A 17,496-nucleotide genomic window follows, 5' to 3' on the forward strand; every position below is an offset into this window, starting at 1 on the left:
ATCAATATCTTGTAATTTTATTGGAGGGCTGCTTTGCGTGGGATTCGGGGCAGGAAGCTGGAAAAAATCTGCGTAAATCTGACATAAGGCGGGCTGTTCCTGCTAAAATCAAACGTTTTACAGTTTTCATTTAATTGTTGTTTTCCGTAAGTAAGGCTTTACTTTCAGACGACCTTCCCCATGCTTTGCCATTTCAAACGTCGTCTGAAAAGTTGGAACATTTTATTCTGTTTAACTCATCACAAGTAATGCAAATCTATGATTAAAATCAAAAAAGGCCTAGACCTGCCCATCGCGGGCAGACCGGAGCAAGCCGTTTACGACGGTCCGGCCATTACCGAAGTCGCGTTGCTTGGCGAAGAATATGCCGGTATGCGCCCCTCGATGAAAGTCAAGGAAGGCGATGCCGTCAAAAAAGGCCAAGTGCTGTTTGAAGACAAGAAAAATCCGGGCGTGGTGTTTACTGCGCCGGCTTCCGGCAAAATCGCCGCGATTCACCGCGGCGAAAAGCGCGTGCTTCAGTCGGTCGTGATTGCCGTTGAAGGCGATGACGAAATCGAGTTCGAACGCTACGCGCCCGATGCGTTGGCAAACTTAAGCAGCGAAGAAGTGCGCCGCAATCTGATTCAATCCGGTTTGTGGACTGCGCTGCGTACCCGTCCGTTCAGCAAAATCCCCGCCGTCGATGCCGAGCCGTTCGCCATTTTCGTCAATGCGATGGACACCAATCCGCTGGCGGCAGACCCTGTGGTCGTGATCAAAGAAGCCGCCGAGGATTTCAGACGAGGTTTGCTGGTGTTGAGCCGTCTGACCGAACGCAAAATCCATGTTTGTAAGGCAGCCGGTGCGGACGTGCCTTCTGAAAACGCCGCCAATATTGAAACACACGAATTCGGCGGCCCGCATCCCGCGGGTTTGAGCGGCACGCACATTCATTTCATCGAGCCTGTCGGCGCGAATAAAACCGTTTGGACCATCAACTATCAAGACGTGATTGCGATCGGACGTTTGTTCGTAACAGGTCGTCTGAATACCGAGCGCGTGGTTGCTTTGGGCGGCCCCCAAGTCAACAAACCGCGCCTCTTGCGTACCGTTTTGGGTGCGAAGGTGTCGCAAATTACCGCCGGCGAATTGGTTGATGCGGACAACCGCGTGATTTCCGGTTCGGTATTGAACGGTGCGATTGCACAAGGCGCGCATGATTATTTGGGACGCTACCACAATCAGATTTCCGTTATCGAAGAAGGCCGCAGCAAAGAGCTGTTCGGCTGGGTTGCGCCGCAGCCGGACAAATACTCGATTACGCGTACGACCCTCGGTCATTTCCTGAAAAACAAACTCTTCAAGTTCACAACAGCCGTCAACGGCGGCGACCGCGCCATGGTTCCCATCGGTACTTACGAGCGCGTAATGCCGCTGGACATCCTGCCTACCTTGCTTCTGCGCGATTTAATCGTCGGCGATACCGACAGCGCGCAGGCTTTGGGTTGCTTGGAATTGGACGAAGAAGACCTCGCTTTGTGCAGTTTCGTCTGCCCGGGCAAATACGAATACGGCCCGCTGTTGCGCAAGGTGCTGGAAACCATTGAGAAGGAAGGCTGATTATGGGCTTGAAACATTTTCTGGAAAAAATCGAACCGCACTTCCTGCCGGGCGGCAAACATGAAAAATGGTATGCCCTCTATGAAGCTGCAGCGACGATTTTCTACACATCCGGCGCGGTAACGCGCAAAGCGGCGCACGTCCGCGACGCGCTCGACTCCAAGCGCATGATGATTTTGGTATGGCTGGCTTTGTTCCCCGCCATGTTTTACGGTATGTACAATGTCGGTGCGCAGGCATTCGGTGCGTTAACGCCTGATTTGCTGCAAAAAAGCATCGCCAACGACTGGCATTACGCCCTTGCCAACGCTTTGGGCATCAATATGTCGTCTGAAGCGGGCGTGTTGGGCAAAATGCTGTTCGGCGCGATTTACTTCCTGCCGATTTACGCGACCGTATTTATCGTCGGCGGTTTCTGGGAAGTTTTGTTCGCCACCGTGCGCAAACACGAAATCAACGAAGGTTTCTTCGTGACTTCGATTCTGTTTGCCTTAATCGTTCCGCCTACGCTGCCGCTGTGGCAGGCCGCCTTGGGTATTACCTTCGGCGTGGTGGTTGCGAAAGAGGTGTTCGGCGGTACGGGTAAAAACTTTATGAACCCTGCGCTGGCAGGTCGTGCTTTCTTGTTCTTCGCCTATCCTGCCAATATTACCGGCGACACCGTTTGGACGGCGGTTGACGGCTATTCCGGCGCAACTGCGTTAGCTCAGTGGGCGGCGCACGGTTCAGACGGCCTGCAAAATGCCGTTACCGGTAAATCCATTACTTGGATGGATGCGTTTATCGGCAACCTGCCCGGTTCTATCGGCGAAGTATCCACTTTGGCGCTTTTAATCGGCGGTGCGTTTATCGTGTTTGCCCGCATCGCTTCTTGGCGCATTATTGCCGGTGTGATGATCGGTATGATTGCCATGTCTTCGCTGTTTAACGTCATCGGTTCGGACACCAATCCGATGTTCAGCATGCCTTGGTACTGGCATCTGGTCGTCGGCGGCTTCGCCATCGGTATGCTGTTTATGGCAACCGACCCCGTTTCCGCTTCCTTTACCAATGTCGGCAAATGGTGGTACGGCGCGCTAATCGGCGTGATGTGCGTGTTAATCCGCGTGGTCAATCCGGCTTACCCCGAAGGCATGATGTTGGCGATTCTGTTTGCCAACCTGTTTGCCCCGATTTTCGACTATTTCGTCGCACAAGCGAACATCAAACGCAGAAAGGCGCGCAGCAATGGCTAAGAAATTCGATAAAGACAGCTTCAGCGGCACGCTGATTGTGGTGTTGGCGGTCAGCCTGATTTGCTCGGTCATTGTGGCGGGCGCGGTTGTCGGCTTGAAACCGGTGCAGGAAAAACAAAAGGTTCAGGATAAACAAAGCTACATTCTGAGCGTTGCCGGTTTGCTCGATAAAAATACCGACATCAGCAAAACCTTTGCCGACCGCATCGAACAGCGCGTGGTCGATTTGGCGACCGGCGAATATGTGAAAGACGCGCCGAAAGACTTCAGCGCGCGCGTTGCCGCCAAAGACCCCGCGCAAAGCATCCAAATCAAACCCGAAGACGATTTGGCAGGCATCAAAAGCCGAGCCAAATACACCGAAGTTTATTTGGTAAAAGGCGATGACGGCAAAGTCAGCCAAATCATCCTGCCTATGCACGGCAACGGTTTATGGTCAGTCATGTACGGTTTTGTCGCCATCCAACCCGACGGCAACACCATCAACGGCATCACTTACTACGACCAAGGCGAGACTCCGGGCTTGGGCGGTGAAATCGGCAATCCGTTGTGGCAGCAAAAATTCGTCGGCAAAAAACTCTTTGACGAACAAGGTAAACTTGCCCTGCATGTTTCCAAAGGCGGAAGCTCGGACAAAGAACACGGCGTAGATGCATTGTCCGGCGCATCGCTGACTTCCAAAGGCGTACAAGGTTCGTTTGCCTACTGGTTCGGCGAAAACGGCTATATCCCCTACCTGAACAAATTGAAATCAGCAGGAGCACAATAATGGCTGATATGAAACGCTTGAAACATTTGATGTTTTCACCCTTTATCGACAACAACCCGATTGCCTTGCAGGTTTTGGGTATTTGTTCGGCGCTGGCGGTTACCACCAAACTTCAGACGGCCATTGTGATGGGTATTTCCGTCAGCTTGGTAACCGGTTTTTCCAGCTTCTTCATCTCATTGGTGCGCAACCACATTCCGAACAGCATCCGCATTATCGTGCAGATGGCAATTGTCGCGTCGCTGGTTACGCTGGTTGACCAATTATTGCAGGCCTATGCCTACGAATTGTCCAAACAGCTCTCCGTATTCGTCGGTCTGATTATTACCAACTGTATCGTGATGGGTCGCGCCGAAGCCTTCGCCATGAAAGAGCCGCCGCTGGAAAGCCTGGTGGACGGTATCGGTAACGGCGCAGGTTACGGCATGATGCTGATTATCATCGCAACCATCCGTGAGCTTATCGGCTCAGGCAAGCTCTTGGGCTACACCGTTTTCCAAACCGTGCAGGATGGCGGCTGGTATCAAACCAACGGCCTCTTTCTGCTGGCACCGAGCGCGTTCTTCATTATCGGCTTTTTGATTTGGGGTTTGCGCACATGGAAACCCGAACAGGCGGAGGAATAAAACATGGAACACTATTTAAGCCTTTTTGTGAAATCCGTCTTCATTGAAAACATGGCGCTGTCCTTCTTCTTGGGCATGTGTACTTTTCTGGCGGTATCGAAAAAAGTATCCACCGCATTCGGCTTGGGCGTTGCCGTTACCTTCGTACTCGGCCTGTCCGTCCCAGCCAACCAGCTCGTTTACTCGCTGCTCAAAGACGGCGCGATTGTCGAAGGCGTGGATTTGACCTTCCTGAAATTCATCACCTTCATCGGCGTAATTGCGGCTTTGGTGCAGATTTTGGAAATGTTCTTGGACAAATTCTTCCCCGCCCTCTATAACGCGCTGGGTATTTACCTGCCGCTGATTACCGTAAACTGCGCGATTTTCGGTGCCGTTTCGTTTATGGCGCAACGCGAATACAACTTCGGCGAATCCGTCGTGTACGGCTTCGGCGCGGGCTTGGGCTGGATGTTGGCGATTGTCGCTTTGGCGGGTATTACCGAAAAAATGAAATATTCGGACGCTCCCAAAGGCCTTAAAGGACTGGGCATCACCTTCATCTCCGCCGGCCTGATGGCGATGGCGTTTATGTCGTTTTCCGGCATCCAGTTATAAGAAAGGATTCGGCATGGAAATTATTTTAGGTATCGTGATGTTCACCGTCATCGTCTTGGCTTTGGCACTGATGATTCTGTTTGCCAAATCCAAGCTGGTGAGCGAAGGCGACATCACCATCAAAGTCAATGATGAAAAAGAGCTGACTATGCCCGCCGGCGGCAAACTGCTGGGCGCGCTTGCCAGCCAAGGCATCTTCGTACCCTCCGCCTGCGGTGGCGGCGGTTCGTGCGGACAATGCCGCGTTGTCGTGAAAAGCGGCGGCGGCGACATTCTGCCGACCGAGTTATCTCACATCAGCAAACGCGAAGCACGCGAAGGCTGCCGTCTGTCTTGTCAGGTCAACGTCAAAACCGACATGGACATCGAAGTGCCGGAAGAAGTGTTCGGTGTGAAAAAATGGGAATGCACCGTCATCTCCAACGACAACAAAGCCACGTTCATTAAAGAACTCAAGCTTGCCATTCCCGAAGGCGAAGAAGTTCCCTTCCGCGCCGGCGGCTACATCCAAATCGAAGCCCCGCCGCACACCGTTGCCTACAAAGACTTCGACATTCCTAAGGAATATCACGAAGACTGGGACAAATACAATCTGTGGCAATACGTTTCCAAAGTGGACGAGCCGATTTTGCGTGCCTACTCCATGGCTTCGTATCCAGAAGAAAAAGGCATCATCATGCTGAACGTGCGTATCGCCACGCCGCCTCCGCGCGTACCCGATGCGCCTCCGGGACAAATGTCGTCCTACATTTGGTCGCTTAAACCCGGCGATAAAGTAACCATCTCCGGTCCGTTCGGCGAATTCTTCGCCAAAGACACCGATGCCGAAATGGTATTCATCGGCGGCGGTGCAGGTATGGCGCCTATGCGTTCCCACATTTTCGACCAGTTGAAACGTTTGAACTCCAAACGCAAAATCACCTTCTGGTACGGCGCACGCTCCAAACGCGAAATGTTCTATGTCGAAGACTTCGACCAACTCGCAGCAGAATTCCCGAACTTCACATGGCACGTCGCCCTGTCAGACCCGTTGCCGGAAGACAACTGGGACGGCTACACAGGCTTCATCCACAACGTGGTTTACGAAAACCACCTGAAAAACCACGAAGCACCGGAAGACTGCGAATTCTATATGTGCGGCCCGCCGATCATGAACCAGTCCGTCATCAAAATGCTCAAAGACTTGGGCGTGGAAGATGAAAACATCCTCTTGGATGATTTCGGCGGTTAAATATTCGGCTTCAAATACAAAAGGAAGAAACCTCGGTTTCTTCCTTTTTTGTTGATGCGAATTGAAATAGAAGTAGGGTATTTGCCTGCCGTTATCCCTATTTGTCGAAATAACCGGAATAAGTTGCCTCCTCATCTTATCCGCGATATCGCTCAAATTTCTGCTTCATTTTTGAAGGCATAAGTTATAGTGGATTAACTTTAAACCAGTACGGCGTTGCCTCGCCTTAGCTCAAAGAGAACGATTCTCTAAGGTGCTGAAGCACCAAGTGAATCGGTTCCGTACTATCTGTCCTGTCTGTGGCTTCGTCGCCTTGTCCTGATTTAAAGTTAATCCACTATAACGAATCCAACTTTTCATCAAAGCATAAAAAGGTCGTCTGAAAACGGACTTAGCAGGTTTTGCTAACGTTTTCAGACGACCTTTGTTCAAACGCTCTAGCGTTTATTCAATCCTTTTAGTCGGAAACTGCCATCAGGCTGGCGTTGCCACCGGCGGCTGTGGTGTTGACGCTGCAAGAAATTTCTTCAAACACTTGCAGGATGTCCAAACCTTGTTCGGACGGGAGGATGCGGATGAGTGCGCCGTCGCGGTTTGCCAGTTCTTGCTTGCGGCTGCTGTCCAGCGGGCTTAGGGCGGCGACGTGGTGCACGCCTGTGCTTTCGGGTTTGCTGTTGACTTGCAGCAGGCCTTCGAGGTCGGCGGTGTAGGAGGCAAGCGGGCTGTCGGGTTCGACGACGGTTACGATGCCTGCGGCGGCAAGTTCGGTCAGGGCGCAGAAGGCTTGCAGGAGGCTGCCGCCGTGTACCCAGACGCGTTTGGGCGCACGCCAGCTCATGGCGTTGCGTTCGCCGGTCGGTCCGACCAAGACGGATTCTGCTTGGCGCAGGGTGCGGATGCGGGCGTGTCCCAATGCTGATGCCGCTGCTTTTTTCTCTTCCGCATTAAACGGCAGCTTGTGAATCAGGGCTTCAAGGCATTTGAGCGCGACTTCGTCCGCTTGTCCGATACGGCTCAGCGGCGGGGCAACCCATTCGGGGATGCGGGTCAGTTTTTGCAGATAGAACGAACCGCCTGCTTTCGGACCTGTACCTGACATACCGTGTCCGCCGAACGGTTGTACGCCGACGACGGCGCCGACGATGTTGCGGTTGACGTAAACGTTACCCGCTTCGATGCGTTCGCGGATGCGTTTGACCGTACCTTCGATACGGCTGTGTACGCCGCTGGTGAGCGCGTAGCCTTTGCTGTTGATTTGGTCGATGATTTGGTCAAGTTCGTCGGCACGGTAGCGGACAACGTGCAGGACGGGACCGAAGACTTCGCGGGTAAGTTCGTTCAAATTGTTGAGTTCGAACAAAATCGGCAGCACGAAAGTGGATTTTGCAGGATCAACGTCGGAGGCGGCTTTGACTTCGTGGTAAGACTTGGCAACGCCTTTCATTTTATTGATGTGCGATTGCAGGTTTTGCTGCGCTTCGGCATCGATAACGGGGCCTACGTCGGTGGTGAGCTGAATGGGTTTGCCGACGACCAATTCGTCCATCGCGCCTTTGATGATGGCGAGCATCTTGTCGGCGACATCTTCTTGAACGCAAAGGATACGCAGCGCGGAGCAGCGTTGTCCCGCGCTGTCGAAGGCGGAGTTGAGCACGTCCAAACAAACCTGCTCGGGCAGCGCGGTGGAATCGACAATCATGGCGTTTTGACCGCCGGTTTCGGCAATCAATACGGGGCTGTCGTCGCGTTTGGCAAGGGCTTTGTTAATCAGTTGCGCCACTTCGGTCGAACCGGTGAAAATCACGCCGCCGATACGCGGGTCGCCTGTCAGTGCCGCACCGACATCACCTGCGCCGAGGACAAGTTGCAAGGCAGAAGTCGGGATGCCCGCTTCGTGCATCAGGGAAACGGCGTAGCTGGCAATCAGGCTGGTTTGTTCGGCAGGTTTGGCGATAACGGTGTTGCCGGCTGCCAATGCGGAAACGACTTCGCCGGTAAAGATGGCGAGCGGGAAGTTCCACGGGCTGATGGCGACGATGGCGCCGACGGCTTTGGCATCTTTGGGCAGGGTGTTTTCGGCTTCGCCTGCGTAGTAGCGGCAAAAATCGACGGCTTCGCGCACTTCGGCGACGGCGTTGTTCAACGTTTTACCCGCTTCGCGCACGGCAAGCATCATCAGCGCGGGGGTGTGCTGCTCCAGCAAATCGGCGAAACGGCGCAGGCATTCGGCGCGCTCGGCGGCTGGCGTCGCGCTCCATTCAGGAAACGCGGCAACGGCTGCACCGACGGCTTCTTGGGCAAGCGCGGCATCGGCAAAGCTGACTGTGCCGACGATGTCGTCGTGGTCGGCGGGGTTTTTAATCGGTTGCGCTTCGCCGACATCGCGGGCTTTACCGTTGATAATGGATGCGGCATGGAAGTCTTGCGCGGCGGCGCGGTTGAGTTTTTCTTGAAGCTGTTGCAACACGGTTTCGTTGCTGAAATCGACGCCTTGGGAATTCAGACGACCCCTGCCGTACAAATCGCGCGGCAGCGGCAAGGCGTTGTGCAGGTGGATACCTTGTTCGGCGATGGTGTCGAACGGGCTTCGGATCAGCGTGTCGATGCTGATGTTTTCATCGACGATTTGGTTGACGAACGACGAGTTCGCGCCGTTTTCCAACAGGCGGCGCACCAAGTAGGCGAGCAGGGTTTCGTGTGTACCGACCGGGGCGTACACGCGCACGCGGCGGCCTAAGTTTTGCGGGCCGACCACTTGGTCGTACAAGGTTTCGCCCATACCGTGCAGGCATTGGTGTTCAAAGTCTTTGCCTTTGCCCATTTGGTAAATCGCGCCCAAGGTGTAGGCGTTGTGGGTGGCGAATTGCGGGAACACGGCGTCTTGCGCGTCCAGCAGTTTGCGCGCGCAGGCGAGGTAGGAGATGTCGGTATGGACTTTGCGGGTGTAGGTCGGATAGCCGTCCAAGCCGTCCACTTGCGCCCATTTGATTTCGCTGTCCCAGTACGCGCCTTTAACGAGGCGGATCATCAGTTTTTGATTGTTGCGGCGGGCAAGGTCAATCAGATAGTCGATGACGAAGGGGCAGCGTTTTTGATATGCCTGAACGACAAAGCCGATGCCTTTGTAACCGGCTAAATCGGGGTCGGAAACGAGTGCTTCCATCAAATCCAAAGACAGCTCCAAACGGTTGGCTTCTTCAGCATCGATATTGATACCGATATCGTATTTTTTACCCAAAAGGAACAGCTCTTTCAGACGAGGTAAGAGTTCGCTCATCACGCGTTCGTGTTGGGCGCGCGAGTAGCGCGGATGGATGGCGGAAAGTTTGACGGAAATGCCGTTGCCTTCATAAACACCTTGTCCGGCGGCATCTTTGCCGATGGCGTGAATGGCTTGAACGTAGTCGTTGTAATAGCGGTCGGCATCATCTTGGGTGTAGGCGGCTTCGCCCAACATATCGAAGGAGAAGCGGTAGCCCATTTTTTCGCGCTCTTTGCCGTTTTGCAGCGCTTCTTCAATGGTTTGTCCGGTAACAAACTGCTTGCCCAACAGGCGCATGGCGTAGTTCACGCCTTGGCGGATCAGGGGCGCGCCGCCTTTGCTGACGAGGCGGTTCAGAGCCGAACCCATCTGCTTGTCGCTCGGCGCGGTCAGTTTGCCGGTAATCAGCAAGCCCCATGCGGCGGCGTTAACGAATAGGGACGGGCTGTTGTTCAAATGGCTTTTCCAGTTGCCTTCGGAAATTTTGTCGGCAATCAGGCGGTCGCGCGTCGCATTGTCGGGAATGCGCAGCAAAGCTTCCGCCAGACACATCAGCGCAATGCCTTCTTCGCTGGAGAGCGAGAACTCGTGCATCAGCGCATCCACCCCGCTGGCTTTGGTGCGGCTGGCACGAACCTGCGTAACCAAACGGCGCGCGAGTTCGGACGCCGCCCGACGCTCCTCATCGCTCATCTGGGCGCGTTGCAGCATATCCTGAACGGCTTCGATTTCGTCGCGGCGGTAAGCATCGGTAATCGCTTGGCGCAGTGGCGTTTGTGTCGGAAAAGCAAAGTCAAACATTTTAAGGTTCTCCAAAGTTTTTATGATGATTTTCAGACGACCCCATCCCTTTTCGAGGTCGTCTGAAAAGATTTAAAGCATATAGATAATATCTTAATAAATTTATAAGGGTCGGACAAGCAATTTATCTCAAAAACAGGATTTTTTGCTTTGATAAAAAGCAGATAAAGCTAAAAGACCGCATTATCCGCATGAGCATCAATATAAAAATAAAACCTGCCTTCCCGTATAAAAATTCAGACGACCTACGGTCAACGGCAGGTCGTCTGAAAACACTTATTTCGCCTCGCGGTATTCTGTGTCCGCTTTTTCAAAACGTTCTTGGATTTCACGAGACGGCTCTTTGTCGGTCAGTGAAACCAGAACAGCGATAATCAAGCAGGCGATGAAGCCGGGGACAATTTCGTACATAGTCCAAATACCGGTTTCATGTGCAGCCAAAGCCGGTTTTTTAACCCACTCCGCCCATGCCACCACAGTCAGCGCACCGGCAATCATGCCCGACAAAGCACCGTATGCCGTAATGCGTTTCCACAATACCGACAGAATCACAATCGGACCGAACGCCGCGCCGAAACCTGCCCACGCATAAGATACCAAGCCTAAAACTTTGCTCTTAGGGTCGGACGCAATCAGAATAGAGATAATGGCAATCGCCAATACCATCAGACGGCCCACCCATACCAATTCTGATTGCGGCGCATTTTTACGCAAAAAGCCTTTGTAGAAGTCTTCGGTAATTGCGCTGGAACAAACCAAAAGCTGGCAAGACAAAGTGGACATGACCGCCGCCAAAATCGCGCTCAAAATAATGCCTGCAATCCAAGGGTTGAACAGCAAAGTAGATAGCGCGATGAAGATACGTTCGTGGTTGCCCTTCATTGAAGCGACTTGATCGGGGTTTGCACCAAAATACGCAATGCCAAAATAACCGACCGCTACTGCGCCTGCCAGACACAACACCATCCAAGTCATACCGATGCGGCGTGCGGATACGAGCGATTTCGCGCTCTCAGCCGCCATAAAGCGCGCCAAAATGTGCGGCTGACCGAAATAGCCCAAGCCCCATGCGGCGGTGGAAATAATGCCGATAACGGTCGTACCGGCAAGCAGGCTGTTATATTCCTTGCCTGTACTTGCGGCAACGCTTTGAATCGCGGCAGACATTTGTTCTGCACCGCCCAGACCCAGATACACCATTACTGGCGTCAAAATCAGCGCAAAAATCATCAAAGAAGCTTGTAGCGTATCCGTCCAGCTTACCGCCAAGAATCCGCCCAAGAAGGTATAGGCAATGGTTGCACCCGCGCCCAGCCACATCGCCTGTTTATAAGTCATACCTTCAAACAGACTTTGGAATAAGGTTGCACCTGCCACGATGCCCGAAGCACAATAAATCGTGAAGAAAAACAGAATAATCAGCGCGGAAACCACTTTCATCAAGTGTCCGCCCGCGCCGAAGCGGTGGAAGAAATAATCCGGCAGCGTCAGCGCATTATTGGCATATTCGGTATGCACGCGCAGACGGCCCGCCACCAAAAGCCAGTTGAAATACGCGCCGACGACCAAACCGATGGCAATCCAAGCTTCATTCAGACCACTCAAATAAATCGCACCGGGCAAGCCCATCAAAAGCCAGCCCGACATATCGGACGCGCCCGCCGACATCGCCGTAACGAACGGGCCCAAGCTGCGGCCGCCCAAAATATAATCATCGAAATTGCGCGTGGAGAAATACGCGGCCAGACCAATCAAGAGAACAGCAACCAGATAGATTGCAAAAGTGATATACATGGGATTCATGTACTATTCCTCATCTAAAACTTCAAAATCACGGGCTGATGAAATTGCAGGCAATCCACGCCCAAACATTTTTCTAATTAAAATACAGCGGAAATTTCTATTTTTTGTAGCTTGTTAGAAATAAATCATTTATTAATTCAATTAGATATGTAATTAAAACATATTAAATTGTAAATAATCCGTTTGAGGATACCTGAAAACAGTAGGCTTGCAAAGCTCATGATGACCGTTGCTTGCTGGTTTTACTGAAATATTTTTCAAACCATATTAAAAACATTAGTTTACAAATTATCTTGAAAAATATTGCATTTAAATAGGCTTGAAACTATCTTTCTGAAGCATTTGGAAACGGATGCGGATTGAATGTAATCAGACAACAAGTTGAATATAGTGGATTAACTTTAAATCAGGACAAGGCGAGGCAACGCCATCCTGGTTTAAAGTTAATCCACTATAAATCGGATAGGGTTTAGGAAGTCGATGAGGCAAGGCAAGGGGTCGTCTGAAATTTTCAGACGACCCCTTACTGGTCTGTCGGGCGTGGATAAAGAGCGGAATCGGGTTTGTGCCGGTTGTCGAAAATATAGTGGATTCAATTTAAATCAGGACAAGGCGACGAAGCCGCAGACGGTACAGATAGTACGACAAGGCGGGGTAACGCCGTCCTGGTTTAAAGTTAATCCACTATATTACATTATCTTTATTGGATTTCTCTATATTATTCCGCGTTGTTTCACTATACTTACGCTTTATTTTGATAACAAAGGCTTTTTATGAACCATTTGGGTTTCCCCATTGAAACCGTCGCCGTTTTCGTGATTTTGTCTGTGGGCGCGATTGCCATCGATTTATTCGCCCATAGGGACAACAAACCGATGTCGCTGAAAAGTGCTGTGATATGGTCGCTGTTTTGGGTATTGATATCGATTTTGTTCGGCACATTTTTATGGGTTCATCACGGCAGTGAAGCCGCCAGCCTGTTCTTTACCGGCTATGCTTTGGAAAAAGTATTGTCCGTAGATAATCTGTTTTTAATGATGGCGGTTTTTGCTTGGTTTAAAGTGCCTGAGGGCCTGCGCCACCGCGTTTTGTACTGGGGGATTATCGGCGCGATTATTTTCCGCATGATTTTTGTCGCCATCGGTGCCGGACTGTTGGCATTGGGGCCGATTGTGGAAGTGGTTTTTGCCGTCATTGTCGGCTATACCGCCGTTATGATGCTGCGTCGGGATGAAGAGGAGGGCGAAGAAGATGCCGATTATTCCGAACATTTGGCATATCGTGCAGTCCATCGCTTTTTCCCTGTGTTTCCCCGTCTTTACGGCAGCCATTTTTTCTTAAAAGGCGAGGAGTTGAAAAAAGCGCATGAGCAATATCCCGAGGTGCGGCTTGAGCCGGCGGGTGAAGACCTCAAGCATCCTGAAAATAACCATCCTCAGAAAATGCGTAAAGGGCAGTTGGTCGCAACGCCGCTGTTTTTATGTTTGGCAGTGATTGAGTTGTCGGATGTGATGTTCGCGTTTGACAGCGTACCTGCGGTGATTGCCGTATCTAAAGAACCGTTGATTGTTTACAGTGCCATGATGTTTGCCATTTTGGGTTTGCGTACGCTTTATTTCGTATTGGAAGCGTTGAAGGGCTATTTGGTTCATTTGGAAAAGGCAGTGGTCGTGTTGCTGTTTTTCATTGCTGCCAAGCTGGGATTGTCGGCGAGCAATCATATGTTCCATCACGGCTGGGACATTTCGCCCAATACGTCTTTGCTGGTTGTATTGGTTGTGCTGACCTGCGGGATTGCAGCTTCCTTCATTTTCCCGGACAAGAAAAATAAAGGTAAAGCCGATTCGTGACCCGCTTCGTTCAGTAAAACGGAACAGTAGGATTTGCGACCTCTGAAAAACACTTCAGGCAGCCGGAAAGTCATTTCTCCGGCTGCCTGAAGTGTTTTGATGCTTTTTAAGCTTCCATTCGTTCTGCGCACTTCATTTTCGCATCAATCCAAGCGTCACCGCCGGGCTGTACGATTTTTGAAACCAGTTTATCCAAATCATTCAGATAGTTGGTGGCATTCGGACTGTTAATCACCACCACCACGATCATGGGTTTGTCTCCCAGCCAATATCCGGCGAGGGCGCGTACATCTTTGAGCGTGCCTGTTTTCAGGCGCAGGGCAGGGCCTGCCTGTTTGAGGCGGTATTTCAGCGTGCCGTCTTTGCCGGCAATGGGTAAGGTATCGATGAAGTCTTGTTTGAACGGGCTGAAATAGGCTTTTTCCAGCATTTGCGCCAACATATTGGCGCTGACGCGTTCACGGCGGGATAGGCCCGAACCGTTTTCCAAGACCAAGTTTTCCGTATCCACGCCCGCGGTAGCCAATTCACGCTTTACGGCTGAAGAGGCTTGCTGCAAGGCGGAGTTGCCGGAATGCTCGCCTCCCAATTTCAGGAATACGGAGCGCGCAATCAGATTATTCGAATATTTGTTCATGTCCGTCAAAATGGCAGACATGGGTTTGGATTGGTGTACCGCCAGCGTTTTGGCATGAGGCGGCACGGATGCGGTCCTGATACCGTCGGTAATTTCTCCGCCTGAATAACGCCATTGGTTGATAAAGCTCTTTTGTACAAATTCACGCATGTTCAACATGTTGACGTACATTTCATTGCCCAAACACGATTCCGGAACTTTGCCGGAAACATGCAATACGCCGCCTTTGTAGTTTGCGCGCATATGGTTTTGCAAGGCTTTGCAGGATGCGTTTGATGGTGTGACGTTGATTTTGTTGTCGATTTTAATGTCGGGGAGGGGCGGATTGGTCACAAGATCCACTCCGCCCATGTCATTGCGTTCCAGTTTGACCGATACGACTTTGTAAGCCAGCATATGCGGGTCGGGCGGCGTCATAAATAGAGAACCGACATCGGATTCGAAATCGCTCGGATTTTGAATATCTCCCCATAAATGGCGGTCGAGTACCAAGCCGCCGGTGATTTTGCGTATGCCTTTATCGCGCAATTGCTGCTGCATCCCGACCAAGCCTTCTTGGTCGAAAACAGGGTCTCCGCTGCCGACCCAATAAATATCGCCTTGCAAGGTGTCGCCTTGAATCGTGCCGTCGCTTTTGAATTGGGTTGTCCAGCGGTAATCGCCGCCCAAAGCTTTAAATGCGGCAAACGCTGTAACCAGCTTCATGGTCGATGCGGGGTTGACTGGCACATTCGAACGGTGGTCGACCAAGACGTTTCCACTGTCCAATTCTTGAACATACACGGAAATTTCGTCTTGAGGGATGCGGCCGAAATCGATGGCAAATGCCGGCAAAGAGAGGATGGACAGCCATAAAAGAGCGGCTGTTTGTCTTAACTTCATGATAGTTCTGAAAAACACATAAAGCATAATTATAAAGCAAGGTCGTCTGAAAAACGAGGATGGCTGCCTGACGGATGAAAAAGTTGTTCCTTATGGATAAAATGTGTCGCTATTTCGTTCCGTGCAGACAATCGGCGCTTAGGGCGAACTATGATAAAATCTGTTTTTAAAACAATATAAAAGGAATACATTATGCGACTGCTCCATACGATGTTGCGCGTTGGCAACCTCGAAAAATCTTTGGACTTCTATCAAAATGTTTTAGGTATGTCTTTACTGCGCCGCCACGATTATCCCGAAGGACGGTTTACTTTGGCGTTTGTCGGTTATGGTAATGAGGCCGAAAATACCGTACTGGAATTGACGCACAACTGGGATACGGAAAGCTACGATATCGGCAACGCTTACGGTCATATCGCAGTGGAAGTGGATGATGCGTATGAGGCTTGCGAACGGGTCAGACAAAAAGGCGGCAAAGTTGTGCGCGAGGCAGGACCGATGATGCACGGCACGACCGTTATTGCTTTTGTGGAAGATCCTGACGGTTATAAAATTGAATTTATCCAAAAAAACAGCGGCAATGATTCGGTGAAATACTGATTTTCCAATCGTCTGATAAAAGGTCGTCTGAAAACCCGATTGAAAAGGGTTTTCAGACGACCTTTTTGTTTTAATAGCCTTGATTTATTCCGCAGGCGGCATTTGGGCAACGGTTTCCTGCGCCCATGCCATGGTTTCGGCAAAGGCGGGACGGGCGAGGTGTTTGGCGGCGTAGCGTTGCAGTACATCGGTTTCATCGGCAGGCAATACTTTAAAGTTTTGCGTTAAGAGCAGAATCAGCCCGGAATAGTACAGATCCAGCGCGGTAAAGCTGTTGCCGATAATGTAGTCGCGGTTTTTCAAGTGTTCGCGCAAGGTGTTCCATGCGGTATCAAAATCGCCGTAACCGATTTGGCGGCGGCGCTCGGGCGTATCGACAGGCAGGTTGTGCAGTTTGTTGAAGGCTGCGTATTCGAGGTGCAGCGACAGGCACATCCAGCGGTAGTATTCGCCGCGTTCCAATGTGTCTGCGGCAGGGATGAGGTGTTTGTCGGGGAACTGTTCCGCCAAAAAGGTAATGATGGCGAGTGATTCGGTCAATACGGTATCGCCGAATTTGAGTGAGGGGACTTGGGCTTGGGGATTGATGGCGAGATATTCGGCGGACTGAATCTGTGCGCCGAATTGGATGGGGACGACGGTGTATTCCGCGCCGCATTCTTTCAACATCCATACGACGTATGTGCCGCGTGAAAAGGGATGGGTGTAGAGCGTGATGTCTTGCATGTCTTTTCCTTTTGCGTTGTGAATGTTTTTGGCGAAACCCGCGCAGTAGGTTTCAGACGACCTTTCGGTTCTATAAGTGGATTAACTTTAAACCAGTACGGCGTTGCTTCGCCTTGCCGTACTATCTGTACTGTCTGCGGCTTCGTCGCCTTGTCCTGATTTAAATTTAATCCACTATAATAATCTTGATTTATGACACAGGCGGCATTTGGGCGGCGGTTTCCAGCATCCATGCTGTGGTTTCGGCGAAAGCTGGGCGGGCGAGATGTTTGGCGGCGTAGCGTTGCAATACGTCGGTTTCATCGGCGGGCAACACTTTCCAATTCTGCGTTAAGTGCAGAATCAGCGCGGAGCAGTACAAATCCATCGTGGTAAAGCTGTTGCCGACGATGTAGTCGCGGTTTTTCAAGTGTTCGCGCAATGTGTTCCATGCGGTATCGAAATCGCCGTAACCGATTTGGCGACGGCATTCGGGCGTATCGACAGGCAGGTTGTGCAGTTTATTGAAGGCTGCATATTCGAGGTGCATCAATATGCATATCCAGCGGTAGTATTCGCCGCGCTCCACCGTACCTGCGGCGGGGATGAGGTGTTTGTCGGGGAATTGTTCTGCCAAAAAGGTAATGATGGCGGTCGATTCGGTCAGTACGGCATCACCGAATTTGAGTGCGGGGACTTGCCCTTGGGGATTGATGGCGAGATATTCGGCGGATTTCATTTGCGCGCCGAACTGGACGGGTACGACGGTGTATTCCGCGCCGCATTCTTTCAGCATCCATACGACGTATCTGCCGCGTGAAAAGGGATGGGTGTAGAGCGTGATGTTGTGCATGTTTCTTCCTTTTACACGATGAATGGTTTTGGCAAAACCCACA

13 protein-coding genes and 2 pseudogenes are annotated in these 17,496 nt (G+C 51.5%); 9 read left to right on the top strand and 6 right to left on the bottom strand.

Annotated elements, in window-relative coordinates; genetic code table 11:
• Nucleotides 1-258 precede the first annotated feature (258 nt).
• The 6 genes from HMPREF1028_RS02380 to nqrF are packed head-to-tail and all read left to right on the top strand — an operon-like array spanning nucleotide 259 to nucleotide 6,060.
• Nucleotides 259-1,602, top strand: coding sequence for a Na(+)-translocating NADH-quinone reductase subunit A (locus HMPREF1028_RS02380; protein WP_009311193.1), 1,344 nt, complete (start codon nucleotides 259-261; stop codon nucleotides 1,600-1,602).
• A gap of 2 nt (nucleotides 1,603-1,604) precedes the next feature.
• Entirely contained in the window at nucleotides 1,605-2,837 is a 1,233-nt protein-coding gene (locus tag HMPREF1028_RS02385; RefSeq protein WP_009311194.1) for an NADH:ubiquinone reductase (Na(+)-transporting) subunit B, read from the top strand.
• Nucleotides 2,830-3,606 carry a Na(+)-translocating NADH-quinone reductase subunit C gene (locus HMPREF1028_RS02390; RefSeq protein WP_009311195.1) on the top strand — a complete coding sequence of 259 codons (777 nt, stop codon included), beginning with the start codon at nucleotides 2,830-2,832 and terminating at the stop codon, nucleotides 3,604-3,606. Before HMPREF1028_RS02385 ends, HMPREF1028_RS02390 begins: the two co-directional genes overlap by 8 nt.
• Entirely contained in the window at nucleotides 3,606-4,232 is a 627-nt protein-coding gene (locus tag HMPREF1028_RS02395; RefSeq protein ID WP_009311196.1) for an NADH:ubiquinone reductase (Na(+)-transporting) subunit D, read from the top strand. The genes HMPREF1028_RS02390 and HMPREF1028_RS02395 overlap by 1 nt, the downstream gene beginning before the upstream one ends.
• A gap of 3 nt (nucleotides 4,233-4,235) precedes the next feature.
• Complete coding sequence (gene nqrE, locus HMPREF1028_RS02400) at nucleotides 4,236-4,829, top strand: NADH:ubiquinone reductase (Na(+)-transporting) subunit E (protein ID WP_003741087.1); 594 nt, start codon at nucleotides 4,236-4,238, stop codon at nucleotides 4,827-4,829.
• Between the two features lie 13 nt (nucleotides 4,830-4,842).
• Nucleotides 4,843-6,060: an NADH:ubiquinone reductase (Na(+)-transporting) subunit F gene (gene nqrF / locus HMPREF1028_RS02405; RefSeq protein ID WP_003741084.1), complete on the top strand. Its 1,218-nt coding sequence runs from the start codon at nucleotides 4,843-4,845 to the stop codon at nucleotides 6,058-6,060.
• Nucleotides 6,061-6,517: 457 nt separating this feature from the next.
• Here the strand turns inward: nqrF and putA are convergent, their stop codons facing one another.
• Nucleotides 6,518-10,123, bottom strand: coding sequence for a bifunctional proline dehydrogenase/L-glutamate gamma-semialdehyde dehydrogenase PutA (gene putA / locus HMPREF1028_RS02410; protein ID WP_009311197.1), 3,606 nt, complete (start codon nucleotides 10,121-10,123; stop codon nucleotides 6,518-6,520).
• Nucleotides 10,124-10,399: 276 nt separating this feature from the next.
• On the bottom strand, nucleotides 10,400-11,926 hold the full coding sequence (gene putP / locus HMPREF1028_RS02415; protein ID WP_009311198.1) for a sodium/proline symporter PutP: 1,527 nt from the start codon (nucleotides 11,924-11,926) through the stop codon (nucleotides 10,400-10,402).
• 549 nt (nucleotides 11,927-12,475) lie between these two features.
• Between putP and HMPREF1028_RS15065 the strand changes: the two are divergent.
• Together HMPREF1028_RS15065 and HMPREF1028_RS02425 are read left to right on the top strand one after the other, a co-directional pair.
• A pseudogene (locus HMPREF1028_RS15065) lies at nucleotides 12,476-12,610 on the top strand (IS5/IS1182 family transposase); the annotation flags it as partial.
• Nucleotides 12,611-12,699: 89 nt separating this feature from the next.
• Nucleotides 12,700-13,776: a TerC/Alx family metal homeostasis membrane protein gene (locus tag HMPREF1028_RS02425; RefSeq protein ID WP_009311200.1), complete on the top strand. Its 1,077-nt coding sequence runs from the start codon at nucleotides 12,700-12,702 to the stop codon at nucleotides 13,774-13,776.
• A 106-nt stretch (nucleotides 13,777-13,882) separates the two neighbouring features.
• Here HMPREF1028_RS02425 and dacB read toward each other — a convergent pair whose 3' ends face one another.
• On the bottom strand, nucleotides 13,883-15,322 hold the full coding sequence (gene dacB / locus HMPREF1028_RS02430; RefSeq protein WP_036528905.1) for a D-alanyl-D-alanine carboxypeptidase/D-alanyl-D-alanine-endopeptidase: 1,440 nt from the start codon (nucleotides 15,320-15,322) through the stop codon (nucleotides 13,883-13,885).
• Between the two features lie 165 nt (nucleotides 15,323-15,487).
• Between dacB and gloA the strand changes: the two genes are divergently transcribed.
• The gene (gene gloA / locus HMPREF1028_RS02435) at nucleotides 15,488-15,895 is read left to right on the top strand and encodes a lactoylglutathione lyase (protein WP_003756006.1); all 408 of its coding nucleotides are present in this window, start codon (nucleotides 15,488-15,490) and stop codon (nucleotides 15,893-15,895) included.
• Between the two features lie 84 nt (nucleotides 15,896-15,979).
• Here gloA and HMPREF1028_RS02440 read toward each other — a convergent pair whose 3' ends face one another.
• The 3 genes and pseudogenes from HMPREF1028_RS02440 to HMPREF1028_RS02445 all read right to left on the bottom strand — a co-directional run bounded on the left by HMPREF1028_RS02440 (nucleotide 15,980) and on the right by HMPREF1028_RS02445 (nucleotide 17,453).
• Entirely contained in the window at nucleotides 15,980-16,621 is a 642-nt protein-coding gene (locus HMPREF1028_RS02440; protein ID WP_009311202.1) for a glutathione S-transferase family protein, read from the bottom strand.
• Nucleotides 16,622-16,695: 74 nt separating this feature from the next.
• A pseudogene (locus tag HMPREF1028_RS14385) lies at nucleotides 16,696-16,815 on the bottom strand (IS5/IS1182 family transposase); the annotation flags it as partial.
• The gene (locus HMPREF1028_RS02445) at nucleotides 16,812-17,453 is read right to left on the bottom strand and encodes a glutathione S-transferase family protein (RefSeq protein WP_009311203.1); all 642 of its coding nucleotides are present in this window, start codon (nucleotides 17,451-17,453) and stop codon (nucleotides 16,812-16,814) included. The pseudogene HMPREF1028_RS14385 and the gene HMPREF1028_RS02445, both read right to left, overlap by 4 nt.
• Nucleotides 17,454-17,496: the final 43 nt, after the last annotated feature.

It is taken from the genome of Neisseria sp. GT4A_CT1, from assembly GCF_000227275.1.
In the GTDB taxonomy this organism is placed as follows: Bacteria; Pseudomonadota; Gammaproteobacteria; order Burkholderiales; family Neisseriaceae; genus Neisseria.

Excerpts from the sequence above, each read along its gene's own strand:
- HMPREF1028_RS02380 (WP_009311193.1), top strand. The coding sequence starts at position 259 with ATGATTAAAATCAAAAAAGGCCTAGACCTGCCCATCGCGGGCAGACCG.
- HMPREF1028_RS02385 (WP_009311194.1), top strand. The coding sequence starts at position 1,605 with ATGGGCTTGAAACATTTTCTGGAAAAAATCGAACCGCACTTCCTGCCG.
- HMPREF1028_RS02390 (WP_009311195.1), top strand. The coding sequence starts at position 2,830 with ATGGCTAAGAAATTCGATAAAGACAGCTTCAGCGGCACGCTGATTGTG.
- HMPREF1028_RS02395 (WP_009311196.1), top strand. The coding sequence starts at position 3,606 with ATGGCTGATATGAAACGCTTGAAACATTTGATGTTTTCACCCTTTATC.
- nqrE (WP_003741087.1), top strand. The coding sequence starts at position 4,236 with ATGGAACACTATTTAAGCCTTTTTGTGAAATCCGTCTTCATTGAAAAC.
- nqrF (WP_003741084.1), top strand. The coding sequence starts at position 4,843 with ATGGAAATTATTTTAGGTATCGTGATGTTCACCGTCATCGTCTTGGCT.
- putA (WP_009311197.1), bottom strand. The coding sequence starts at position 10,123 with ATGTTTGACTTTGCTTTTCCGACACAAACGCCACTGCGCCAAGCGATT.
- putP (WP_009311198.1), bottom strand. The coding sequence starts at position 11,926 with ATGAATCCCATGTATATCACTTTTGCAATCTATCTGGTTGCTGTTCTC.
- HMPREF1028_RS02425 (WP_009311200.1), top strand. The coding sequence starts at position 12,700 with ATGAACCATTTGGGTTTCCCCATTGAAACCGTCGCCGTTTTCGTGATT.
- dacB (WP_036528905.1), bottom strand. The coding sequence starts at position 15,322 with ATGCTTTATGTGTTTTTCAGAACTATCATGAAGTTAAGACAAACAGCC.
- gloA (WP_003756006.1), top strand. The coding sequence starts at position 15,488 with ATGCGACTGCTCCATACGATGTTGCGCGTTGGCAACCTCGAAAAATCT.
- HMPREF1028_RS02440 (WP_009311202.1), bottom strand. The coding sequence starts at position 16,621 with ATGCAAGACATCACGCTCTACACCCATCCCTTTTCACGCGGCACATAC.
- HMPREF1028_RS02445 (WP_009311203.1), bottom strand. The coding sequence starts at position 17,453 with ATGCACAACATCACGCTCTACACCCATCCCTTTTCACGCGGCAGATAC.